We start from the raw sequence: 22362 nt of genomic DNA on the forward strand, positions 1-22362 counted from the left end.
ACTCCATCGCTGGCTTCGCCGCTCTTGCGAACCTCGCTAAGACGGCAGACCCGTTCCTGCCGGGACTGGAGACTGGCGGAGGAAAAAAAGCATCGTTCTTCCTGAAGCCTGGGCGTGGTCAATCCTGTTAATTCTGATTTTCTTTCCTGTTCTTAGCGTACCACTCCTTGAAGCTCTCTTCGGGGACTTCGGGCAATTCCCGGCTTTTGCCCCAGGCATTAAAGCGGTTATAGACCATGGCACGTGGCGCGAGCTTGAGCGCCGTTCGGGCCGCTTTACCCATGAAGTTGTACAAGCCGCCCCGGCTGAGGACGTTTCCCGCGCCGGCCAGCGGAAGTTTTTTGGAGGTCTCCATGTGGCCCTCTGAATTAACGATTTGCCGCCATTTGTAGAGCTGTTCGTGGATGTCGATCTTGACGGGGCATACATCCGAACAGCTGCCACAGAGGGTGGAGGCGAAGGGAAGATCTTTGTGCTTTTTGAGGTCTTTTCCGGGGGAGAGGATGCTGCCGATTGGTCCGGGAATGGTGTGGTCATAACTATGCCCTCCGCTACGGCGATAAATGGGGCAGGTGTTCATACAAGCCCCGCAACGGATACATTTCAGGCTGTTGCGGAAGTCTTCGCGGCCGAGTTGTTTGGTTCGGCCATTGTCAACGATCACGACATGCATTTCCCCGCCGGGCTTTGGCCGGTGATGGTGGCTGGTGTAAACCGTGATGGGCTGCCCCGTAGCGCTGCGACCCAGCAGGCGGGTAAATACCGCAAGGTGTTCCGCACGGGGAATCAGCTTCTCGATGCCCATACAGTGAATTTGTACCGGGGCCAGGTGGACGCCCATGTCGGCATTTCCTTCATTGGTGCATACCACTACGCCACCGGTTTCGGCAATGCCGAAATTGACACCGGTGATGGCGGCTTTGGCCGCCAGGAATTTCTCCCGCAAATGCTGCCGGGCGGCTTCCGTGAGGTACTGAGGGTCACTGGCTCCTTTCTCCGTATTCAACTGCTCGTGAAAGAGCTGGCCGATTTCTTCTTTCTTCAGGTGGATGGCCGGCATCACGATGTGGCTTGGTGGCTCATTCTTCATCTGAATGATGCGCTCCCCGAGATCCGTGTCAATTACTTCAATACCCCGTTCTTCCAGGTAAGGATTGAGGTGGCACTCCTCGGTTAGCATTGATTTGGACTTGACGATCCGGTCCACCTTATGCTTCTCCAGAATGCTGTGGACTATTTCATTGTGCTCCGCCGCATCCGCCGCCCAATGCACAATCACTCCATTGGCCTTTGCCCGGGCTTCAAACTGCTCCAGGTAGACGTCGAGATTACTCAGCACATTGTCTTTGATGTCAGAGCCTAGCTGGCGGATGGCTTCCCACTCCGGGATGTGCTGAATCAGGGCGTCCCGTTTACTCCTGACGTGCCACAAACTTTTGTTGTGCCAGTCTGTGCGGGCGTCGTCTTTCAAAAAATCAGCTGCTCGGGAGGCGTGGCTCATGATTCCGGTATTGTAATGAACGGACTGCTTGAGTCCGTACCGTAATAATACGATACCGGGGAGGATGTAGGCATCCTGTAGTGTGGGGTTTGCACTGGGAAGACTGCCTGATGTACAGCGGTTCGAACAAACACAAAAGCCCAACCACTCCGCAGGGGAATGGTTGGGCCTTCTAAGAGCCTGAAAAAGGCTTGGATATTCTTAGTTAATGCGACGCTCCTTAATACGGGCCTTCTTACCAACACGATCGCGCAGGTAGAAGAGACGGCTACGACGAACCTTACCGTGCTTCACGATAGAGATGCCATCGATAGCAGGAGAAGAAAGTGGGAAGATACGCTCAACACCGATGCCGTTTGACATCTTGCGAACGGTAAAGGTCTTGGTTTGACCTTCGCCCTTAATCTGGATTACGTCACCCCGGAAAGACTGGATACGCGACTTATCACCTTCGGTGATTCGGTAGTCAACGATAACCGTATCACCGGCACGGAAAGAGGGGAGATCCGACTTGTGAGCAACTTGCTCCTGAATGAAAGAAATAGCGTCCATAGCTAAATAAATTTTTTGACCGCAGCTTGCGGCCCGCAAAGGTACGTCTTTTGGTGGAAAGAGAAAAGGAGTTGGAAAATAAATAAACAATGAGCTGAAGCCAGGTGGGGCAGAAGCCTCCCCAACCCTGCACTATAAAAACGTTCTTTGCACCTGCGGCCCCTCGCCCCAATGACCGTTAAGAAGTGATCATTTGACCTCTACCGACAAATTGCTCATCAACCACTACGCGCCCTTCGCGTTATGAGATCGGACTAAAGCCAAGAAAAATGATGCAAGCGCTATGGAACGGCGAAATAATCGCCGAGAGTGAAGAAACAGTAGTAGTAGAGGGTAATCACTACTTCCCCAATGAAAGCGTTAAACAGCAGTTTTTGGAACCCAGCGAAACCACCAGTTACTGTGGTTGGAAGGGAGATTGTAATTATTACAACCTGAAGGTTGGTGACCAAACGAACCCCGATGCCGTCTGGTATTACGGAGATCCTTTCCCTAAAGCAGAACAAATTCGTGGTCGAATGGCTTTCTGGAAAGGAGTCACCGTTCGGGAAAAATAAAGGTAGCATGACCAAAAACATCGAAAAAGCTGTTGATACGAAAGCACACTATCGGGAGGTCCGGCAACAGTCCGTTGCCATCTGTGCTCCGCTGCGGCCGGAAGATTATGTGGTGCAGCCGCACCCGGACGTGAGCCCACCAAAGTGGCATCTCGGGCACGTCAGCTGGTTTTTTGAAAATTTCATCCTGGCGGAATTTGTGGATGGCTATACCTGCTTCGATGAGCGCCTCAACTGGTTTTTTAACAGCTACTACGAAAGCCAGGGGCCAAGAATCACCCGCTCCAGCCGGGGCAACATGACACGGCCGGAGCTGTCCGTAGTGCTGGCCTACCGGCAACACGTTGATGAAGCGGTTATTGCCCTGCTCGAAAGTGAGCACCCGGCCATTGACCGTATCCGTGAGCTGGTGGAGCTGGGGCTGCACCATGAGCAACAACACCAGGAACTACTGGTGACGGACATAAAATACATTTTGGGAACTAACCCTTATTTCCCGGCTTATCAGGGCGCGGGTATTTCGGCGGGGTCCGCAGGTGCAAAGGAAGTTGTAAAGCAAGGAAACGCCAAGGCTGAACACTACCCCTTCAAGACGATCAAAGGCGGTCTTCACACCATCGGCCATCAGGGAGATGGCTTTTGCTGGGATAATGAACTGAGCGTCCACCAGGTCTTCCTCGAAGACTTTCAGATTGGTGCCCGCCCGGTCACCAACGGCGAATACCTCGCCTTCATGAACGACGGCGGCTATGACCGCTTTGAGTTCTGGCAAATGGAGGGGATCGAATGGGCGCGCGGCCTGGAAGTGAAAGCTCCTCTTTACTGGAATCAGGACGAAGCCGGTAACTGGATGTGTTACCAGATGGACGGCGGCTTGCAGCCCGTTAATTCCTTGCTGCCCGTTACCCACATCAGCTGGTTTGAGGCGGATGCTTACGCCCGCTGGGCCGGTGGCCGGCTACCCACGGAATTTGAATGGGAGGTCGCCTGCCGGGAGCTGGACCCTGAAGTAAGCCCGCAGCACAATTGGTCAGATTCCAAACAGTTCCAGGCCTATGCTTCGGTTCGGGAGGAAACCCAGATGCTGGGAACCTGCTGGGAGTGGACCAACTCCGCCTACCTGCCGTACCCCCGTTACCCGCGCCCGGAGGGCGCGCTGGGGGAGTATAACGGCAAGTTTATGGTCAACCAGATGGTGCTGCGCGGCGGCAGCTGCGCCACCCCGATGAGCCACATCCGGCTGACCTACCGCAATTTCTTTCAGACGGATAAACGTTGGCAGTTTACCGGTATTCGATTAGCCAAAGACCTGTAAGCCCATAATTATCCCCAGACATGACTACTACCACTTTCGCAGAAGAAATATTGGCCGGCCTGCGGTCCAGCCCCAAGCAACTGTCCAGCAAATGGTTCTACGATGAAGTGGGGGATAAGCTCTTTCAGGCCATTATGGCGATGCCGGAGTACTACCTGACGGATGCGGAGCGGGAAATTTTTCAGTCTGCCGGGCCGGAATTACTGGCTGCCATTGGTGGCCGGCCCTTTGACCTCATTGAACTGGGCGCGGGAGATGGCTCCAAAACCCAGTACCTGATTGAGCAGTTTTTGGCGGCGAAGTCCGACTTCGTATACCGCCCGATTGACATCAGCGCCCACGCGATCTCCATTCTCGGAGAGTTGATCAAAACCCGCTGGCCCTTGTTGCCTTTCCAGCCCATCCAAAACGATTATTTCTCGGCGCTCGACCGCCTGGGAAGTAGTGGCGGCGACCGCCTGCGGCTGGTCCTTTTCCCCGGGGCAAATATTGGCAACTTCAGCCCTGAAGAAGCCCGGGGATTTTTGCGCCACCTGCGCGGATTTCTCCGCCCTGGAGACTTGGTGTTGATAGGCTTTGACCTGAAAAAAGACCCGGAAATTATTCTGGCGGCCTACAATGACCCGGCTGGCCATACGGCAGCTTTTAACCTGAACCTGCTGGAGCGCATTAACCGGGAACTGGGCGCTGACTTTAAATCCGATAACTGGCGACACTGGGAGACCTACAATCCACGAACGGGAGCCGCCCGTAGTTTTCTCGTGGCCGAAGGAGCCCAGACTGTCGAAATTGCTGATCTGGAAGAAACCATCGTTTTCGAACCCTACGAGGCCATTGCCGTGGAGATCAGCCAGAAGTACAGCCGCAATGAAATAAGCGAGTTGGCCGAGGCATCAGGCTTTGAACTGCTGGACAACCTGGAAGATGAAAAAGGGTGGTTTGCGGATAGCCTTTGGCGGGTGGGGGAGTAATGTAGTATTGTAGTCGGTAGTAATGTAGGGCTGCCGCACTTGGGCGGTTTTGGAGGCGGCGAGGTCTATTTTTTTTCTGTGTGCCACCACTTTAGTTTCAACAGGTCCAGGACCAATAGATTAGGCCGCGACCGACTGGCAAGGTAGTTCGTCATCCATTTTTCCGGCAAGTGTTTAGCTAATGCGGTCAGGCGCGGGTAGCGCTCCACGAGGTCAATCAGGCGCGTACGCAGGTGCAGATTTTGTTGTTTGAGCAGGGCGAGGTTCCGGATCGCCTGCCGTTGCTTGCTAAGGAAGACATCGTTGGGCTCCAGGCCGAGATGGATAACGGGGTTTTCCAGATGAAAAAACCAGAATTCTTCTTTCGGTAATGATTGTGCCCATTGCGTATCCTCATGGCCATACCCTTCAGCTTCTTCTGGGAAAGGGTGTCTTAGGAGGATTGATTTTGTGGTCAGGAAATTATTGGATTGAAATCCAAGAAATCTGTTTTCGTTTCTAATTGTTGCGGGCTTGGATTCTCGCTCATGTCCATAATGCCAATGGAGAGAATACTTCGAGGCAGGAGGTGATTTTTTGTAGTGACGGCCTCCGACGAATAAAAAATCGAATTTGTTCTTTGCTTCTAGTTGCCAGAGCATTTTAAAATAGGTGAGGAGGAAACCTTTGTTTGGCCAACCATCCGAGTCCATCATTAACAAGTATTTATTATTGGCGTCCCTCGCCATTTTGTTCCGGATAGCGGCGCGACCGAGGTTCTCCGATAGCTCAACGTAGCGAATGCCCGCTGTTTGGCGCAGCTCTTCGCGGCCCCAGTCCCCATCGTCCGGGCTGGCGTCATCGTAGACCAGGATTTCGATCTCTCCCGGAAACTCCTCCGCCTGCCGGAGCAGCTCCGCCACCAGCGGGCGGACGTCGTAGCGGTAAACGGGGATGCAGATGGATAGCATAGCATGAAGGTAGTTTGTGCCGCCGACTTCAGTCGGCGGACTCGCCGGCTGAAGCCGGCGGTACAGCCCGCATCTCCGTCAAAAAGGGATAGTAAACCGGCAAGATTTCCGCTCCACGCCCCGGCACCCACTGCGCCTCGAAGCTATTGGCCAGGCGGTAGGCATCTTCAATAATGTCAGCCTGCTGCTCGTAGTTGAAATCCTCCAGACAGGTGGCGGATTGCAGTGGCGCAAGACCACCATAGTTATAGCCCATCTCTGACCACTGCGCGCGCAAGGCCCGCGGGATATACACCGCACCCCGATGGGTATATTGCCAGACGTGTACGACCTCGTGCACCAGCGTAGCCGGGTGCATCGGGCCCCAGCTGTTGATGGTCAGAAAACTAACGTAACAGAAGCGCCCGAAGCGCGGGCCAACCCAGGCCCGCTCATCGATGCGGATGAGGGCGTAGGGGACGCTGTCACCGAAAATGGGTTTCAGCAGTCGGAGCTCTCTTTCCGTCAGCGAGCGAATGCCCGGCGTGAGGGTGTTGGACACGACTTCCCAAAAGTCAAATAATCCGACCAGGTCCAGGGCTGCGAAGCAAATATCGACGAGCAGGGGAAAGCTCAGTGACTGGGCAGACAATTGCCGTAACTTCTGCCAGCGGCTGCGGCGCCACCGGAAGGTCAATCGGGCCCGGGAAAGAATATATTGCCATCTCGTCATTCGTTATGGGAGACAAACGGGCTGGGCGAGAGGTTGTCTTTTTTCGTCCGAAAGAAAGGAAAGGTTTTTACACATCCCGCAACTATTGCTACTATTGAAGACCTTTCCCTGATGTCCTTAATCAGGATATGCAAATCAGGGATGATAGCGCGTAATTTGGTAGCGTCGGCGGTTGTAACCCGTCTGTCATTTGATCCTGGAGGTTCGAGTCCTTCTCATCCCACTTCACGGTAGTCAGGAACACGGGCTACTTCGGTTACGAATCGGGGGTGAAATCCCGATCGCTTGGTTCGACTCCAGGCAGGCCCACACTAGTTTTTTCTTTTACCAGGGCCTGTTTTTGTGATCTCTTTGATCACTACCCCGTACCGGTTTTCTCCGTGAAAAAATAAATTACGCCAGCGGAATCGTATATCTTCGCATGTGCCCATTACCATTCCCCGCCACCGCTACTGGCTCAGCTTCCTGAAAGAACAGGTGCTGGAGACCACCTCATCGGAGCATAACGACTTTTTGCAGGTCTGTCTCGTTCATGGCCGCCTGCAGCTAGTGGCCGAAGAAGCGATCTACAGCTTCGGGGATTATTACCTCAACTTCCGTAAGGTGTTTGAGGTCTTCGACTTTGATCAATTGCCAGAACAGAGTAAAGTGTTGGTGCTTGGCCTCGGCCTTGGCAGCATCCCGGAACTACTGGAGAAACATCTGTTTCTGGATTACGAATATACCGCCGTAGAAATCGACCCGGTCATCATTGAATTGGCTACGGACTACAGCCTTCCCGCCCTGCAGTCGCCCATCGAAGTGATTCAGGCGGATGCCTTCGCCTTCCTGCAGCTTGATCAGCGGAAATTCGATCTGATCTGTGTAGATGTGTTTCAGGACGCGACGGTACCCCAACATCTGAATTCCGCTGAGTTCCTCGACTTGCTGAAGCAGCGACTGACACCCGGCGGGGCTATCATCTATAACCGGTTGGCGGATACTCCGCTACACCAAAAGCAGGCTAAGACCTACTATGAGGATAGCTTCCTGCCGGCGTTCCCCGAAGCTACGCTGTATAATTCGGGCGGGAATTACATGCTCGTCAATGAGCAGCGGTTTGTGGAGGAATAGGGCCATTGCTTGTTCAACTTTTCCTGCACCTGCGTCTGCGCCGCATGGGTGGTCTTGTAGTTTGGTTATACACACTACAAGACTACCGAACTACCAGACTTTCCCTTAACTTGCCATCATGAAAAGGAACTGCCCGGAATGCGGCGAGGAATACACCGGCCGCGTTGATAAAAAGTTTTGCTCAGACGCTTGCCGCGCCAGCCATCACAACCGCAATAATGCGCAGGAGTTGGCCTTTCAACGCAACGTCAACAACATCCTGCGGCATAACCGCAATGTCCTGGCAGAATTGAACCCCGACGGCAAGGCCAACGTCCGGAAAGAACGCCTGATCGACCGGGGGTTCAAGTTCCGCTATTTCACGAATACCTACACCACCCGCAACGGAACCCTCTATCACTTCTGCTATGACTATGGTTACCTCGTGGATGAAGACCCGGATAAAGATTTTGTGCTGCTGATCAAGCGGCAGGAGTATGTGGAGTAGCCGGGGCAGACTAAAATCATCCGTTTGAATACCCTGAGCCCGATTACGACGTTTGCATTATCAGACTAACCCCTACGCTCCGTGATTTCCAAATACGATAAGATTCTCGTCGGCATACTGGCCGCTCTCGTCATTCCTTTTGTCGCCTACGCTTTACTGCTGCAGGCAGGTGATTGGTTGGGGAATGCTGCCGAACGGAGCATCACTTTCGAACCCCGCACTATCGCCCTGATAGCCATCTGCCTTAACGTGCTGCCGATGAATTATTTCCGCCGCGCCTACCACAACAAGAGCCTGCGGGGGCTGGTGATTGGTACGATGGGCCTCGCTTTGGTCTGGTTTGTTTACTTCGGCCGCGACCTGCTCAATGCCGGGGGGTAAGTTGATTATTCCTTTTGCAACCACTTCTGGTCCGGTGCACCCTGCCCTAAAAGAGAGAAAGCGCACCAATCCGAAGATGGTGCGCTTTCTGTGTAAATTTTCCGGAAGTAGGATGGTATGGGTGTCCTCATCTCTGTGAACGATCCGGAAGAGGGTAAAAAATTTGCAATACTCTCATGAGATAATGATCCCACCGAAGTGGGGTTTGTCTAAAAACTCATGGCCTCAACTGGCCGGTCACAGTAAATTTTCATTGAGATCGAAAGCAAAGGTAATCGGTCAGCGCATTAGTCCGCTATCCTGAAGGTCTTGCTTACGGAGCGGCGGCAACTACTTACTGAACGGTTGCCGAATGGGCTAAAACTGCTCCAATTGTTGCCCGGAGGTGGGCGGAGCGCTTGAATCGCCTGCAGTTTCGGGCTGAAGAAAGGATTCAATGAGTTGCAATTTCTTCAGCGCGGAGTGGTTCGTCAGGTCGTGATGGCTTGGCACCAGGCTTACATAACCATTTTGCAGGGCGTTGGCGTCAGTATCTTCTCGCTCGTCTTCATTGACGAACTTACCCGTTAGCCAGTAGTAGGGGCGCCCCCGGGGGTCTTCCCCGGCCTGATATTCTTCCACCCAGCGGGCTTCCGCCTGGCGGCATATTCTGATGCCCTGAATCTGGTTAGCCGGCAGGTCGGGGATGTTGACGTTAAACAAACTCCCTTCTTCCATGCCGTTGTCCAGCACAAATTGAGTTAGTTTCTCTACGTAGGGCCGGCAGACGGAGAAATCCGCCTCCGCCCGGTAATTCAGAAAGCTGAAGCCGATACTGGGAATTCCTTCCAGACTTGCCTCCATAGCGGCAGACATGGTGCCGGAGTAGATAATGTTAATCGCCGCATTACTACCGTGGTTGATGCCCGAAAGACAAAGGTCCGGGACCCGGCCCTTAAGCAGGACGCTCTTAGCGATCTTGACGCAATCAACGGGAGTGCCGCTGCATTCATAGGCCTCAATATCCTCCCCAAGAGCGGTGCTCTTACGCACAAAAATGGGCTGTTCAATGGTGATGGCGTGGCCCTGAGCCGATTGTGGTCCGTCAGGGGCAACCACGATCACTTCACCGTATTGTCGGGCAATGGAAACCAGTTCGCGAATTCCGCCGGCAGTGATGCCGTCGTCATTGGTAATTAGAATTAGGGGCATGAGCAGGGGAGTAAGGGGGTAAAGGAGTAAGGGGTGTAAAGATGTAAGGGAAAGGTAGTAAAGGAATTAAGAGACAAGAGGGTTCAGATTTTACCCTGCTCCCTTCTTCCTTTTCTCTTTTTCCTTTCCTCCCTTACCTTTAACCCATGGCAAAGCAGTCAAAAAAGAAGAAGGCCCCGGCTAAAAATTCAAGTATCGTTACGCCAACGACTCAAGCGTGGTACCGGAGCCTGAAGGGACAGACAGGGCTACTCTTCGTGTTTGCCGTTTTGCTGTACGCCAATACCTTCGGGCACGATTATGCCCTGGATGATGCCATTGTGATTACGGATAACGTCATCGTTCAGAAAGGGGTTTCCGGCTTGGGAGAGCTCTTTAGCCATGATACTTTCTACGGTTTTTTTCAGGACGACGGTAAGGCTGGCCTGGTAGCTGGTGGGCGGTATCGCCCGCTGACGCCAGCGATGTTTGCGCTGGAGCAAGAGATTGGCGGCGGGCCTTTTTTGCATCATTTGTTGAACGCATTATGGTATGGCGGACTGATTGTGGTCATATTTCTGCTGCTACGCGACCTGGCCAAAACCCGGGAGAATCTTCCCTGGTGGTTTGCCCTGGCGGCGGCGGCTTTGTTCGCCGCTCACCCACTGCACACCGAGGCGGTGGCGAACATTAAGGGACGGGATGAAATCGTGGCTTTGCTCGGCGCGGTAGCGGCGACCTGGCTGGTGTGGCGGGCAGCGGAACGAGAGCATTTTATGGGCGCGCTCGCAGGTGCAGTGTGTTTCTTTTTGGGGTGCCTGGCTAAGGAGAATGCGATTACTTTTCTTGCCGTCATTCCCGCAGTACTGCTACTGTTTCAAGCGCAGGGGAAAAAAGGAATGGGCCGGATGACTTACTTCATGCCCGTACTCGGTATGGCCGTGGTCTTCCTCGCACTACGCAGTTCCATCATTGGGCTCAGCCTCGGTGACCCCGTCAATGAACTACTCAACAACCCCTTCCTGGAGCTGAAAAACGGGCAGTGGGTGGACCTCTCCGCCGGGGACCGCCTGGCAACGGTGATGCACACCATTTTTGAATACCTCCGCTTACTCTTTGTGCCCACCGGGCTTGTACACGACTATTACCCCCGCGCCATCCCCGTGATGAGCTGGGGGAGCATCACTCCCTGGCTTGGTCTTGGCTTACATGTTTTGCTGGCGGGCCTGGCGGCCTGGAAATGGCGAACGCACCGCTTCGCCGCCCTGGGCGTGCTGATCTATCTGGCCTCATTATCCATTGTCAGCAATGTGTTCTTCAGCGTTGGCACTAATATGTCGGAGCGATTTCTGTTCATGCCATCTCTGGGCTGGGCCATTGCCGTTACGGCAGCGATTGTTTGGGCATCCCGGAAATACGGTGACAAGGTCGCCTACCTGCTTCCTGCTGTGGTCTTGGTATTTGGCTTGCTGACGATACTGCGGAATCCGGTTTGGAAAGATAATTTTACGCTCTTCACCACCGACGTGCTCAAGCAACCCAACAGCGCGAAATTGCTTAATGCTGCCGGTGGGGTCCGGGTAGACCGTTATCAGTCATTGCCCGAAACAAGCCAGCCCGCTAACCAAAGACTACTGACGGATGCCCGCCAGAACCTGACCCGCGCCGTGGAGATTCACCCCACCTACCGCAACGCCTATCTGCTGCGTGGTAACGCCAACCTCTTACTCAAAGATTATGATGCGGCCATTGCGGACTACGACTTCGCTCTGGAGCTGGACGGAGGCTACCAGCCGGCAGTCGATAATCTCCTCATCGGCCTTACGGCGGCCGGCAAGGCCGCCGGCGAAGAACGCAACGACCTCAACGCCGCCTTCCGTTACCTCCGCCGGGCGGAGCAACTCAAGCCTGACGACTATGAAACCCTCCGCCTGCTGGGCGTAGCCTCCGGCGTGTCCGGGCAAATGGAAGCCGCGCTCAACTACTTCCGGCGTGCCGCCGCCGTCAGACCCAACGATGCCGACGCGCTGTGGAACTACGGTACCGCGCTGTACAATGCCGGACAGGTTGACGCTGCGCAACAACAATTCAACAAGGCCGAAGCGATTAAGCCTGGGATACGGGCGGAGCGGACGGGTGGGTAGCAGGCAGTAATTTGTAAACGGTGAGTTTATTCCGGTCAATGTCAAAGGCGTTATCCTTAGCTGTGCTCGCTCTCCGCATTTCTCCTTTGCTCCTGTTCTCCGCGGAAAAAAAACACCGCGCAGCGGTCTGCCTCTTGCTGCTGCGCAGCTAGCTAGCGGCTGAAGCCGCTGCTACTCAAACAATCAAATTATCATTCCGCAGAATCTCCCGCATCTCCAGATCCATCACGCCGGCCCGGCGGCGAAACTGCTCGGGGTCGGAGCGGTAAGGCTCCTGCAAGACGAAGAAGCGCATCATCGTCATCCCTTGTTGCTGCATGGTGGATAGCCGTTGCAGGATGCCTTCTTTTTCGAAGTGTTTCATCTCCCGCTTAATAACGGTGAGGGGAAGGCCGGTGGCCATGATCAGGTCCTGCGGGGTAACGCGATAATCGTAGGCCTCGAAAATCTGCAGCAGGTCTTCAACGGTGAGGAAGGGATCATCGGATAAGTCCAGCGATTCGCGCTCGATGAGAGGAACATGGAAGCCGAAAAAACTTCGTCCCCGGCTATTGGAGCTCTTGTTCAGGATGCCGTAAGAGAAAAGTGCCGACAAGCGGGTACGGCATTGGTTGAGGGTCATGCCGGTTTTCTCCGCCATTTGGTGGGGAGACAAAAGCTGGTCTGGCTGAGCGGCGATCAGGCGGAGCAGATCTCGGTCGGTGATATTGCGTTGTGTGTCAGAGTTTGTCTTCTTCTGATACTGCCACATGATGAGCCCCAGAATAATACAAACCGCGACTATTGAAATAAGCGTTATTCCTACAATTGCGTCTTTTGACATAGCTGAATTTCTGGTGGCCCGCCAAGATAGCGGGAAATGGCTTTAAACCAACAGGTTTTCATCCAGTAAGATTTCTTTCATTTCCAAATCCAGGGCCATTGCCTCATTGGAAGATTCCGGTAAATCGATGTAAGGCTCTTTGAGGACGTATTGCCGATAGCTGTCTCCCGGCCGGGCGATGCGGAGGATGTCAATGACGCCTTTTTTCTTGAAGTGCTTCATCTCCCGGGCTAATATGCGCCAGGGCAGGCCCGTGGCGGCAATGAGGTCGATGGGGCTTACGCGGTAGTCGTAGGCCCGGAAAATTTTCTGGAGGTCGGCCACGGTCAGGAAAGGCTCGGGGGAAAGTTCGAGTTGGCCAACGTCTTCAATGGGAGCATAAAGCTCGTAGTAATACGCCAACCCATTGGAGCCCCGTCGGACGATCAACTGCTCAGCAAAAAAGCTGAGCCGGCTACGCGTTTGGGCCATCGTCAGTCCGGCTTTTTCGGCAATTTCCTTCGCCGTTAAGAGCCCGCCAGGATGGTTGTGTAGAAGGTGGAGAAGGTCTCGGTCGCTAATCTCCCGCTGGGTCGTATCCACTTTTTTATTACGGTTTAGGTAATAAACAAGGAGGAATACCAGAGGTAAAAGGATGAAAAAACTGGTGAATAAGATCGCTCCGGTTGCAGAATCCATGAAGCTAAAATAGGTTTATAAACCTATTAGCAAAAATAATACTGCCCGGAGGCGTGTCTTTCCCTTGCTTTTCAACGTTCTTTGCACCTGCGCTCCGGCGCCCAAAAAAGTTAAGCAGCCATGATCCAAATCTTCGTTACCGGAGGCACCTTCGATAAGGAATACAACTTCGTTACCGGTAAACTTTTTTTCCAGGATTCTAACCTGCCCGAAATGCTTGACCGGGGGCGGTGCACACTTGACCTCAACGTGCGAACCCTCATGATGGTCGACAGCCTGGAACTAACGGACCTCGACCGGGAAAACATCGTTAATAACTGCCGGGGCGTTGCAACGAATCAAATCCTTATTACCCACGGGACGGACACCATGCAGCAGACAGCGGAATACATCGCTAAAGCTGACATTCAGGGCAAAACCATTGTGCTGACCGGCGCCATGATCCCCTACGCTTTTGGCTCTTCTTCTGACGGGTTCTTCAATCTCGGCAGCGCGCTGGCCTTCGTACAGTCCCTGCCTCCCGGCGTTTATGTAGCGATGAACGGCCGGTACTTCAGCTGGGATGGTGTAAAGAAGAATCGTTCCACCGGCTACTTCGAGCCGGTGTAAATCGCCTGAGTATCCGAACTTTAAGAAGTTATGGGTAGTTCTACGCTCATAGTCCAAACCTTTCCAACTTATGCTTCCAGCCTGGCTCGCCCGTATTATGCTTCGCCTTAATGGTATGCGCGTAGTTGACCATAACAAAGGTGACTGGCCCAAAAAGTACGTGTTACCAGTAGCTCCGCATACTTCTAACCGGGACTTTTTCTACGGACTTTATTCCCGGCCAATTCTCGGAGAGTACATTAATTACGTCGGTAAGTCAACGCTCTTCAAAGGCTTGCTGGGGGCTTTTTTACGGTATACCGGGGGGGTGCCGGTAGTGCGGGAAAAGCGATCCAATTTTGTTGATTCCGTAGCACAAATTTTTGAGGAACGGGAGGAGTTTCGGCTTAGCATCGCCGTTGAAGGTACCCGCTCCAAGGTGACACATTTTAAGACCGGTTTTTACTTCATCGCCCTCAAAGCTAATGTCCCTTTGATCCTTACTCGCTTTGACTTTGGTAATGGCGTCATTGAGTTTGCTAAGCCTTATCATTTAACGGGGGATATCCGGAAGGATTTTGACCACATCTATCGTCATTTTGATGGCATTAAAGGGCTGGTGCCGGAGAACAGCTTTGAGTATGATCCGGAGGTGTTGGAGTTATTGCCGGTGGTGCGGGAGGTAGATTAACCACGGGATCAATTGCGCTACGCGCTGGGTTTACCACGGATTATCACAGATTTACACGGATTAGGGCACAGATTGCGCTGCGCGCTTTTGAGATTAGAGTACGTATCGTTTAATTCCGTGTTGCATGTTTCGAACATTGAAGTTCATCAAAAGACCAAGGCTAACTTTAGAAAGACGCATGTAAGTTAGAAGCTGAGCAGTGTGAATATCCTGCAACTCCTTTACTGATTTAAGCTCAATAATCACTAGGTCGTCAATTAGTAAGTCGATTCGGTAGCCAGCGTCAAGGTAAACCTCACCGTAAGAAAGTGGTAGGCTCTTTTGGGATTCTACCTTGTAGCCTATTTTACGTAATTCGTAAACAAGGCAGGCCTCGTAAGCTGACTCAAGTAATCCTGGACCTAGTTTCGAGTGTACTCGGAAAGCTGCCCCACGAATGTCATAGGATATGGTATTGTAACTTTTCATTTGCTGCTTTTAAAGTAAAAGTAGTGCAAATGAAATAAAGACACAGATAGTTTTTTTAATGAGGGTCTATGCTCTAATCCGTGTGAATCTGTGGTGAACCACGCTGCGCAGCAGCCCAAACAATAACTACGCAGCAACCTCTTAATAAGAATCTGTGCTCTAATCTGTGTTAATCCGTGTGAATCTGTGGTGAACCACGCTGCGCCGCAGCCCAAACAATAACTACGCAGCAACCTCTTAATAAGAATCTGTGCTCTAATCTGTGTTAATCCGTGTGAATCTGTGGTGAACCACGCTGCGCCGCAGCCCAAACAACAGCTGCGCAGCAGCCACCTCAACCTCACAACCGCTCCACCACCAAAGCCGAAGCCCCACCACCTCCATTACAAAGCGTCGCCAGTCCATACTTGCCGCCCTTCACTTTGAGCACATTCAGCAGCGTGACGATGATACGTGCGCCCGAAGTCCCCAGCGGGTGCCCTAGCGAAACACCGCCACCGAGGACGTTCATATTGTCACCACTAATGCCCAGTTCCTTAGCGAAGGCCATGGGCACCACGGCGAAAGCTTCGTTGACTTCGAGGTAGTCCATGTCCTTCATTTCCAGGCCGGCGCGCTCCAGCGCGCGCGGAGCAGCCAGGGTTGGCGCCGTAGTGAACCACTGCGGCTCATGGGCCGCATCAGCGAAGGAGACGATGCGGCCGATGGGCGTCAGGCCCAGTTCTTTCATTTTGGCTTCGGAGACGAGCACGAGAGCAGCAGCACCGTCATTAATTGTACTGGCGTTGGCAGCCGTCACGGTGCCGTCTTTATTGAAGGCAGGGCGAAGTGTCGGGATCTTCTCGAATTTGACCTTCTTGTATTCCTCGTCTTCGGTGATCACCAGATCATCGCCCCGGCGCTGTGGCACGGTAACGGGTACGATCTCGTTGGCGAAAGTGCCGTCTTCCGTAGAGGCTGCGGCCCGTTGGTAGCTGTTAATGGCGTAGGCATCCTGATCGGCACGGCTGAAGCTGTACTTCGTAGCCGTCGCGTCAGCACAAGTGCCCATTGCTTTTTGATCGTAGGCGTCGGTGAGGCCGTCTTTGCTGAGGCCATCGATGAGCTTACGGTCGCCGAACTTGGCTCCCCAGCGCGCATCGGGCACGTAGTAGGGGATGTTGCTCATGCTCTCCATGCCGCCGGCAACGACGATGTCGTTGTGGCCCAGCATGATGGACTGCGCGCCAAACATGACCGTCTTCATGCCGCTGCTGCAGACCTTATTGACCGTCGTGCAGGGAACCGTGTTCGGGATGCCGGCGCCGAGCGCCGCCTGACGGGCGGGTGCCTGGCCCAGGTTAGCGGAGACGACGTTGCCCATCAGTACTTCGTCTACCTGATCCGGGCTTACACCCGCTTTCTCCAGCGCACCTTTAATGGCGGCAGCCCCTAATTGAGGGGCAGTCAAAGACGCAAACATGCCCCCGAAGGAGCCAATGGGCGTGCGGACGGCGGAGCAGATGTAAACAGTTGGAGTGGGCATGGTCGATCGTTTTAATTGTCAGGACAACAAAGGTAGCAGTTTGTCCGGTAGTTTAACGCCATAATTAGCAATAAAGCTTAGTTCATTACTTAATTAAACCAGCAAAGGATTTACCACTTGACCTGAATTTTTTGCCGGGAGACTGTTTTTTGATTTTAAAACACTATAATTGTATCGTCTTCAACATGTGTACTTACAAATAAGTCTCTCGAGTTAAATAACCTACATCGCAACACAAATATGGATTTTGATTGTCTGGGCTAGCCTTAGATGATCGATGCTTTTGAGGACCGTTGAGCTGATGCTCGATGGTTAAGGGAACGTCATTGGAGTATAGTCCGTTTTAGGATCTGGTACTTTCGTCTCTGCCCTCTCAATCCTCACTGTTATTCCGTGAACCTTCGGCACCAACAGCGATTATTTGTGAGCGTAAAGGCAAAGTATAATGGTCAGAAAAGAGGATAGTTATTCGTGGCGCTGCTGAAACTCAGGTAGCCGGCTGCTGATCGCCGCCGGAAGGTCCCTGTTTGTGTAGTGGTGAATAACGAATCTATCATGTTAAACCAATTCTACACCACACTCATTTTCTGTCTCTCTTCATTGTTTGTTTCTGCCCAGTGTTACGAGCCCGCTACCCTTGAAAACCGAATGGGAGAGGCTACCGTTGCGGTTGTCGGCCGTGTTGTCAGCTCCGAACCGTTTTACAACAACTTTGGCGAAATTTACACTAAACACGTATTGGCGGTAGACCGGGCTCTGGCAACCGACTATGCCAATAATCCGGCTACGGAAATTGAATTCTTTACCCTTGGGGGCATCATCAATGAAGAACAGATGATTGTATCTCCTTCACCAAAGAAAATGAACGGTGCTGATGGGCTGTTCCTGCTTACGGAGTATACCGGCAACCGGGTGAACTCAGATACTCGAATGTTTCGTTTGGCTACCGTCCGGGAAAGCTACGTGGCCTTCCATAAAGAAACGGGGCAATTCACCGACGGAAGTACCGTGCTTGGTGACCTGCGGGATGTGGAGAGAATGATTGAGGGAGCGCTCGGGGCCGGTTTTGCGGTTGTGTCAGAACGAAGCTTTAGTCCTGAGCCCATTGCCGCCGGCCGGATGATGCCTGCCATCTCAAGTATTGCTCCCCTGTCCGTAAGCGCTGGCATTGGCGAAGTGCTTACCATCAACGGAAGCGGCTTCGGCGGCTCTACCGGCAGCGTATTCTTCGATAGCCCGGACGACGGAACCGGCGGCTCCTTTACACAAGTACCGGATAGCGAAATCATCAGCTGGAGTAATGTTCGTATTCAGGTAAGGGTCTCCTCCGGGGCGGGTAGCGGTAGTGTTCTCCTTTTCACGGCTAATGGGCAGCGGACCTTAAGCAGCCAGCAAATCAATGTTGACTTTGCCATTACCAACCTGAACTTGAGCAGTGGTGAAATTGTGACGCCCCGGCTGATTGACGATGAGGCGGACGGTGACGGCGGCTACCGCTTTCGCGTCAGCAACAATAGCGCTAACAACGGCCGCTCGCTTGCCGGAGATGCTCCTGCTTTTGCAGCGCTTAACCGTGCTGTATTTACCTGGCAGACGGAGGGCGACTACAACGTAGAACTGGAAGGAACTACCAGCATCCAAACACCCAGCCGTGACGACGACGTCAATATTATCTCTTACGGAAGCAGTGCGTTTGATTTTGACGTAGAGCTGGGGGAGGGTACCATTGGCATCGCTTATTCCTACTACAGTGCCTGTGGTACCAGCGAATATGAAGTGACCGGCCTTGACATTCTGTTCCGTCGCCCCGGCGACCCCAATGGATTCGGGGGATCGATAACGTATAATTTCGGCCCGGAAGAAGGAGAAGGTGTCGATTTTGAAAGCGTGGCCCTGCACGAGATCGGGCATACCCACCAGCTGAAGCATGTCGCGGATGAAAACGACGTGATGTCTTACAGTATTAGTCCAGGCGAGAATCATCGGGTGCTGAGCGCTGCAAACCGTTTGGGCCTGGAGGAGGTTGCTACTCTGGCCCTGGCGTACGATCCGCCGATCATTAATTGCGGTGGTGATTTTAACCAGGAACGGAGCTACGTCACCTTTAGCGAAGCCTTTAGCGCACTGCCCGTTACCTGGGCTGAATTCAAGGCCGTCTCCCGCAGGAAAATGGTTGATCTTAGTTGGAGCACTGCCAGCGAATCGGAAAATGACTTTTTCACCGTGGAGCGTTCTGCTGACGGGGTGAATTTTCGCAGCATTGCTTTGGTACCCGCTCGTAATATGGTCACAGGTTCGGTTTATGAAGCGGTAGATGAAGCTCCTCTGCCTGGCCTTAGTTATTATCGTATTACCCAAACCAACTTTGACGGGAGCCAATCGGCTTCGGACATCCGTCAGGTCAATCGATCTACTGCTGGCGAATTGGTGCTTTATCCTAATCCCGTGGTTAATCGGCTGACCATCGTAGACGCGGATGCAGAAGCTAATACGCGGTATGATATCTATGATGGCCTTGGGCGAAAGGTATTTACAGCTCAAGGAAGGGGTGTTTCTGACCGGACTACTCTGGACGTTGGTGAGCTGCCTTCCGGGCAGTATGTTCTGCAAAGCACAGCGGGGAAAACAAAGCGCTTCGTCAAGTGAGGCATCGTGTCGACTACATACGGTTTTGGGCGCGGCCGCAGGTGCAAGGCTAGTTAAAAAGCAATGAATCAGACATCATTCCACGCTGGAAAAACATCTGTTTTTGTAGCTTTTTAAATGCCTGGATTCCCTCGATAGTCATCATGTACTCTTGGGATTTGGGGTGCTCCGTGCCATTACGCATTCGCACATTACTACACTCGAAACAAATGCTGAAATAGTGGCTCACTCGGCCTTGTGCGTCGTAGAAGGTGAGCAGGAATCGTGGGAAGTGACAAAGTACTAATCCATTGTCATACTCCCGGCCAGTGTACGTTGCGTAAGCGGGCGTCATGTAGTGCAAGCCATCCAACTAAACTTCTAAGGCGGCCTGCGCTTTCCGGCTGTTTAGTGCTACACTATCACCGGTCTCGGCTGCAGTAGGGTTTGCCTCGTCTACCATTTCGATGTCAAGGTTCTCGTAGAGTCTGGCTGTTCCACTCATCACTTTATCTGTACCAAAATCGGAGATAGGACTGGGGTAAGCGGGCTGATCCAGGTATAATAGAGTGGCCGTCAGCAGCAGGCAAATACCGATCAATATGGATTGAAGTAAACTGGGGCGTAGGGTCATGATGGATGTTATTACCTCAATTTAGTCTTGCCTGGATCAAACTTCGCAGTGAAGGGTCGTCCGGTTTAGGACAGGCCCGGCAAATAACCTCATCATCCGGACCTAATAGTAAATATTGCGGTGCACCCAGGCTACCCATGCCCCGTCGAACAAGCCCCTTCTGCTGTTCAGGAATGTAAAAGAAAGCATCGGCCGGTGGCTGGTGACGTTTAAGGTAAGGCTTCCACTTGTCGATCTTTGTGCTGAAGGCGACGGATATTATTTCCAGATCAGTGTATTGCTTCCGTAGTTCCGCTTCGACGGGTTGGAGACGGAGGCAGGGGTAGCAGCCAGCAAACCAGAATTTATAGAGGGTAAGTGGTTTTTGGCGGACGTTCAGCAGATCGCCGTTGGCCAGGTTTCTGCGCTCAAAAGGGGTGGATAACAGGGTCAGTAACTGGCTGGTGTCATTCAGGCTATTTTGCTCAGTACGGAGTTCACTCAGGCGCTGATCAATTTGGTTGAGTCGCTTGGCATAACTAGCGGGCAGCACCTTCATCGCATTGTAAATCAATTCTTCTTTACCGGCGTAGTCGTGTCCATTACGGATTTCGTCGTCGATCAGTGCTGCCAGTATCGATGCTTTGTGGGAGAGCGTGTCGGGAAGTTGTTCGATGAAGTCGACAACAGTAGTATATCGTTCTGCTCTTGATTCTTCGATTATGCTGTCTGCCTCAGTGATTAAGCGATGTTGATATATAGCTGTGCTTAGTAGTATGTCCTGATGCATACTCCCGTCGAGAAATCCATCACTTCGAGCTTGTGCGTCAAGTTCCACTGCAATGGCGGGCGGAAGTTGAATTTTTTGCTGATAAAAGTATCGATAATACCCGGGATAGGTCGCAAATCGATGGAGCATCTTGTGCGTTAACCGGCGCTGTAACAGATTAACTACCCAGGCGGGCTGATTGGTTCGTGCGGCATAACGCTGTAGGCGCGCCACGGAAGTGTCCCGCAATCCGGACACGTGCTCGATAAATTCGTTAAGTGGTAACCCTATTGTACTTTGTCCTACGGAAGTCGGGTCCCAGGTTTCAACGGAGTCCGCCGGAGCGTAGATGTCAGCGTTGATGCCAACACCTGTATTCTTGAACGGCCCGTAGACGATCCGGCGATCCATACCGGGATACAAGGCGTAAAATATTCGTCGATAGCGGGCATCGATCACGAAGTCCTCTGGCCGGTACAACGAAATGTTGAAGAGAAACGAATCGCCCGGCCACAGTGTATCCGGGAGTTCCCGGCCAAGTAGCGGAAGCTCCCACTCATAGGTTACCCGAAGGTCAAGTGTGTCGGCCGATTGATTGATGAAGGAAAGTGTAGTTGGTATCGGATCAACAAAAGTGACGTCCGACCAGGGTAATTCTGTATTCTTCCTCTCCTCACCATCACTGCACCCTGCGGTCAGCGCCCCAAAAACCGATAACAATAGAACTACCCGCAGTATTTTCATAAACATTCTTTCACAGTGGATGCAACTGATGACCATTATGGTGGTTCCTAGCAATGTAAACCGCCCGATAGCCCGCCGAAGCCAAAATACCAAAGTACCAAAATACCAAAGTACCACCCCATGAAACAAGTCTCCGAACTCCTCTCCCTGCTTGATCTGGAACGCATTGAAGTTAATCTTTTCAAGGGCCAATCCCGTAGTGTCGGCTCGCCCCGCGTTTTCGGCGGTCAGGTAATGGCTCAAGCACTGAGCGCGGCCATGCGTACGGTGCCCGAAGACCGTTTCGTGCACAGTTTTCATGGCTATTTTGTGTTGCCAGGTAACCTGGAAATCCCGATCATCTTCGAGGTAGACCGAATTCGGGACGGTGGCTCCTTCACCACCCGGGCCGTCAAGGCCATCCAGAACGGTCAGGCTATTTTTCACCTGACGGCCAGCTTCCAAATCGATCAGGAAGGTTATGACCACCAGGTGGAGATGCCAAAAGTGCTCGGCTACGACGAATTGGTGAGCTACGACGGGATGGCCAAGCAGTTTGGCGATCAGTTGCCGCCAAACATCCGTAAGATTCTTAACATTGAGCGGCCCATCGAGTTCCGCCCCGTGGAGTTCCTCAATCCCTTCGCCAGCGAGGTCTACGAGCCCGTCCGCAACGTCTGGCTGAAGACCAAGGGCGAGATGACGGATGATCGCCGGCAAAACGCCCTCGTGCTTGCTTATGCTTCAGATTACAACCTGCTCACCACCGCCCTTTTCCCTCATGGCAAGGCCATCGATCACCGCAATCTCCAGATCGCCAGCCTCGACCACGCCATGTGGTTTCACCGCCCCTTCCGGGCGGATGAGTGGCTGCTCTACAGCATCGACTCGCCCTCGGCCAGCGGTGCGCGGGGCTTTACGCGGGGGAATATTTTTGATGTGGAGGGGAAGCTTGTTGCCTCCGTTGCCCAGGAGGGCTTGATGCGAGAGGTGAAGAAAAAATAGC

22 protein-coding genes and 1 tRNA gene are annotated in these 22362 nt (G+C 52.9%); 12 read left to right on the forward strand and 11 right to left on the reverse strand.

Translation table 11 applies throughout. From position 1 onward, the window contains the following. Positions 1-127: 127 nt before the first annotated feature. Both BM123_RS07135 and rplS read right to left on the reverse strand, forming a co-directional pair. Positions 128-1501 (reverse strand): lactate utilization protein B, encoded by a 1374-nt coding sequence (locus BM123_RS07135; protein WP_090166754.1) that lies wholly within the window; start codon positions 1499-1501, stop codon positions 128-130. 201 nt (positions 1502-1702) lie between these two features. Further along, entirely contained in the window at positions 1703-2053 is a 351-nt protein-coding gene (rplS, locus tag BM123_RS07140; protein ID WP_090166756.1) for a 50S ribosomal protein L19, read from the reverse strand. Positions 2054-2322: 269 nt separating this feature from the next. On the opposite strand from rplS, the gene BM123_RS07145 reads away from it, so the two are divergent. The 3 genes from BM123_RS07145 to BM123_RS07155 are packed head-to-tail and all read left to right on the forward strand — an operon-like array spanning position 2323 to position 4896. Then, entirely contained in the window at positions 2323-2610 is a 288-nt protein-coding gene (locus tag BM123_RS07145) for a DUF427 domain-containing protein (RefSeq protein ID WP_090166758.1), read from the forward strand. 7 nt (positions 2611-2617) lie between these two features. Further along, positions 2618-3925 carry an ergothioneine biosynthesis protein EgtB gene (egtB, locus tag BM123_RS07150; RefSeq protein ID WP_090166760.1) on the forward strand — a complete coding sequence of 436 codons (1308 nt, stop codon included), beginning with the start codon at positions 2618-2620 and terminating at the stop codon, positions 3923-3925. A 20-nt stretch (positions 3926-3945) separates the two neighbouring features. Beyond that, positions 3946-4896 carry an L-histidine N(alpha)-methyltransferase gene (locus BM123_RS07155; RefSeq protein WP_090166762.1) on the forward strand — a complete coding sequence of 317 codons (951 nt, stop codon included), beginning with the start codon at positions 3946-3948 and terminating at the stop codon, positions 4894-4896. 65 nt (positions 4897-4961) lie between these two features. Here BM123_RS07155 and BM123_RS07160 read toward each other — a convergent pair whose 3' ends face one another. Continuing rightward, complete coding sequence (locus BM123_RS07160) at positions 4962-5846, reverse strand: glycosyltransferase family 2 protein (protein ID WP_090166764.1); 885 nt, start codon at positions 5844-5846, stop codon at positions 4962-4964. A gap of 28 nt (positions 5847-5874) precedes the next feature. Next, positions 5875-6558 (reverse strand): hypothetical protein, encoded by a 684-nt coding sequence (locus tag BM123_RS07165; RefSeq protein ID WP_090166766.1) that lies wholly within the window; start codon positions 6556-6558, stop codon positions 5875-5877. A gap of 138 nt (positions 6559-6696) precedes the next feature. Between BM123_RS07165 and BM123_RS07170 the strand changes: the two genes are divergently transcribed. From BM123_RS07170 to BM123_RS07185, 4 genes are all read left to right on the forward strand, one after another. Beyond that, a tRNA-Tyr gene (locus BM123_RS07170) sits at positions 6697-6781 on the forward strand. 200 nt (positions 6782-6981) lie between these two features. After that, a complete protein-coding gene (locus BM123_RS07175; RefSeq protein ID WP_175489275.1) occupies positions 6982-7671 on the forward strand; it encodes a spermidine synthase in 690 nt (229 codons plus the stop codon). 118 nt (positions 7672-7789) lie between these two features. After that, the gene (locus BM123_RS07180) at positions 7790-8158 is read left to right on the forward strand and encodes a hypothetical protein (RefSeq protein WP_090166770.1); all 369 of its coding nucleotides are present in this window, start codon (positions 7790-7792) and stop codon (positions 8156-8158) included. An 81-nt stretch (positions 8159-8239) separates the two neighbouring features. Continuing rightward, on the forward strand, positions 8240-8539 hold the full coding sequence (locus BM123_RS07185) for a hypothetical protein (protein ID WP_090166772.1): 300 nt from the start codon (positions 8240-8242) through the stop codon (positions 8537-8539). 357 nt (positions 8540-8896) lie between these two features. Here BM123_RS07185 and surE read toward each other — a convergent pair whose 3' ends face one another. Then, entirely contained in the window at positions 8897-9730 is an 834-nt protein-coding gene (gene surE, locus BM123_RS07190; RefSeq protein WP_090166774.1) for a 5'/3'-nucleotidase SurE, read from the reverse strand. Positions 9731-9876: 146 nt separating this feature from the next. Here surE and BM123_RS07195 point away from each other — a divergent pair, with 146 nt between their 5' ends. Next, positions 9877-11853 carry a tetratricopeptide repeat protein gene (locus BM123_RS07195; protein ID WP_090166776.1) on the forward strand — a complete coding sequence of 659 codons (1977 nt, stop codon included), beginning with the start codon at positions 9877-9879 and terminating at the stop codon, positions 11851-11853. A gap of 175 nt (positions 11854-12028) precedes the next feature. Here the strand turns inward: BM123_RS07195 and BM123_RS07200 are convergent, their stop codons facing one another. Both BM123_RS07200 and BM123_RS07205 read right to left on the reverse strand, forming a co-directional pair. After that, positions 12029-12676 (reverse strand): hypothetical protein, encoded by a 648-nt coding sequence (locus BM123_RS07200; RefSeq protein ID WP_090166778.1) that lies wholly within the window; start codon positions 12674-12676, stop codon positions 12029-12031. Positions 12677-12718: 42 nt separating this feature from the next. After that, positions 12719-13354 (reverse strand): hypothetical protein, encoded by a 636-nt coding sequence (locus BM123_RS07205; protein WP_090166779.1) that lies wholly within the window; start codon positions 13352-13354, stop codon positions 12719-12721. 120 nt (positions 13355-13474) lie between these two features. On the opposite strand from BM123_RS07205, the gene BM123_RS07210 reads away from it, so the two are divergent. Both BM123_RS07210 and BM123_RS07215 read left to right on the forward strand, forming a co-directional pair. Next, a complete protein-coding gene (locus tag BM123_RS07210; protein WP_090166780.1) occupies positions 13475-13963 on the forward strand; it encodes an asparaginase domain-containing protein in 489 nt (162 codons plus the stop codon). Positions 13964-14033: 70 nt separating this feature from the next. After that, positions 14034-14633 carry a 1-acyl-sn-glycerol-3-phosphate acyltransferase gene (locus BM123_RS07215; protein WP_217642128.1) on the forward strand — a complete coding sequence of 200 codons (600 nt, stop codon included), beginning with the start codon at positions 14034-14036 and terminating at the stop codon, positions 14631-14633. 93 nt (positions 14634-14726) lie between these two features. Here BM123_RS07215 and BM123_RS07220 read toward each other — a convergent pair whose 3' ends face one another. Then, a complete protein-coding gene (locus BM123_RS07220) occupies positions 14727-15101 on the reverse strand; it encodes a GxxExxY protein (protein ID WP_090166781.1) in 375 nt (124 codons plus the stop codon). Positions 15102-15441: 340 nt separating this feature from the next. After that, on the reverse strand, positions 15442-16626 hold the full coding sequence (locus BM123_RS07225) for an acetyl-CoA C-acyltransferase (protein ID WP_090166782.1): 1185 nt from the start codon (positions 16624-16626) through the stop codon (positions 15442-15444). Positions 16627-17181: 555 nt separating this feature from the next. Between BM123_RS07225 and BM123_RS07230 the strand changes: the two genes are divergently transcribed. After that, entirely contained in the window at positions 17182-19272 is a 2091-nt protein-coding gene (locus BM123_RS07230; protein ID WP_090166784.1) for a zinc-dependent metalloprotease, read from the forward strand. 352 nt (positions 19273-19624) lie between these two features. On the opposite strand, the gene BM123_RS07240 is transcribed toward BM123_RS07230, so the two are convergent. Both BM123_RS07240 and BM123_RS07245 read right to left on the reverse strand, forming a co-directional pair. Further along, positions 19625-19885 carry a hypothetical protein gene (locus tag BM123_RS07240; RefSeq protein ID WP_090166788.1) on the reverse strand — a complete coding sequence of 87 codons (261 nt, stop codon included), beginning with the start codon at positions 19883-19885 and terminating at the stop codon, positions 19625-19627. 16 nt (positions 19886-19901) lie between these two features. Continuing rightward, a complete protein-coding gene (locus BM123_RS07245) occupies positions 19902-21383 on the reverse strand; it encodes a TlpA family protein disulfide reductase (RefSeq protein WP_090166790.1) in 1482 nt (493 codons plus the stop codon). Positions 21384-21497: 114 nt separating this feature from the next. Here BM123_RS07245 and tesB point away from each other — a divergent pair, with 114 nt between their 5' ends. Next, entirely contained in the window at positions 21498-22361 is an 864-nt protein-coding gene (tesB, locus tag BM123_RS07250; RefSeq protein WP_090166792.1) for an acyl-CoA thioesterase II, read from the forward strand. The last annotated feature ends 1 nt before the right edge of the window (position 22362 follow it).

It is taken from the genome of Neolewinella agarilytica (assembly GCF_900110645.1).
Lineage (GTDB): Bacteria > Bacteroidota > Bacteroidia > Chitinophagales > Saprospiraceae > Neolewinella > Neolewinella agarilytica.

Bases quoted from the DNA above. Each gene is read 5' to 3' on its own strand.
- BM123_RS07225 (WP_090166782.1), bottom strand. From the start codon at position 16,626: ATGCCCACTCCAACTGTTTACATCTGCTCCGCCGTCCGCACGCCCATT.
- BM123_RS07165 (WP_090166766.1), bottom strand. From the start codon at position 6,558: ATGACGAGATGGCAATATATTCTTTCCCGGGCCCGATTGACCTTCCGG.
- BM123_RS07210 (WP_090166780.1), top strand. From the start codon at position 13,475: ATGATCCAAATCTTCGTTACCGGAGGCACCTTCGATAAGGAATACAAC.
- BM123_RS07240 (WP_090166788.1), bottom strand. From the start codon at position 19,885: ATGACCCTACGCCCCAGTTTACTTCAATCCATATTGATCGGTATTTGC.
- BM123_RS07230 (WP_090166784.1), top strand. From the start codon at position 17,182: ATGTTAAACCAATTCTACACCACACTCATTTTCTGTCTCTCTTCATTG.
- BM123_RS07155 (WP_090166762.1), top strand. From the start codon at position 3,946: ATGACTACTACCACTTTCGCAGAAGAAATATTGGCCGGCCTGCGGTCC.
- tesB (WP_090166792.1), top strand. From the start codon at position 21,498: ATGAAACAAGTCTCCGAACTCCTCTCCCTGCTTGATCTGGAACGCATT.
- BM123_RS07245 (WP_090166790.1), bottom strand. From the start codon at position 21,383: ATGTTTATGAAAATACTGCGGGTAGTTCTATTGTTATCGGTTTTTGGG.
- BM123_RS07195 (WP_090166776.1), top strand. From the start codon at position 9,877: ATGGCAAAGCAGTCAAAAAAGAAGAAGGCCCCGGCTAAAAATTCAAGT.
- BM123_RS07135 (WP_090166754.1), bottom strand. From the start codon at position 1,501: ATGAGCCACGCCTCCCGAGCAGCTGATTTTTTGAAAGACGACGCCCGC.
- surE (WP_090166774.1), bottom strand. From the start codon at position 9,730: ATGCCCCTAATTCTAATTACCAATGACGACGGCATCACTGCCGGCGGA.
- BM123_RS07205 (WP_090166779.1), bottom strand. From the start codon at position 13,354: ATGGATTCTGCAACCGGAGCGATCTTATTCACCAGTTTTTTCATCCTT.
- BM123_RS07200 (WP_090166778.1), bottom strand. From the start codon at position 12,676: ATGTCAAAAGACGCAATTGTAGGAATAACGCTTATTTCAATAGTCGCG.
- BM123_RS07160 (WP_090166764.1), bottom strand. From the start codon at position 5,846: ATGCTATCCATCTGCATCCCCGTTTACCGCTACGACGTCCGCCCGCTG.
- BM123_RS07215 (WP_217642128.1), top strand. From the start codon at position 14,034: ATGCTTCCAGCCTGGCTCGCCCGTATTATGCTTCGCCTTAATGGTATG.
- rplS (WP_090166756.1), bottom strand. From the start codon at position 2,053: ATGGACGCTATTTCTTTCATTCAGGAGCAAGTTGCTCACAAGTCGGAT.
- BM123_RS07145 (WP_090166758.1), top strand. From the start codon at position 2,323: ATGATGCAAGCGCTATGGAACGGCGAAATAATCGCCGAGAGTGAAGAA.
- BM123_RS07180 (WP_090166770.1), top strand. From the start codon at position 7,790: ATGAAAAGGAACTGCCCGGAATGCGGCGAGGAATACACCGGCCGCGTT.
- BM123_RS07220 (WP_090166781.1), bottom strand. From the start codon at position 15,101: ATGAAAAGTTACAATACCATATCCTATGACATTCGTGGGGCAGCTTTC.
- egtB (WP_090166760.1), top strand. From the start codon at position 2,618: ATGACCAAAAACATCGAAAAAGCTGTTGATACGAAAGCACACTATCGG.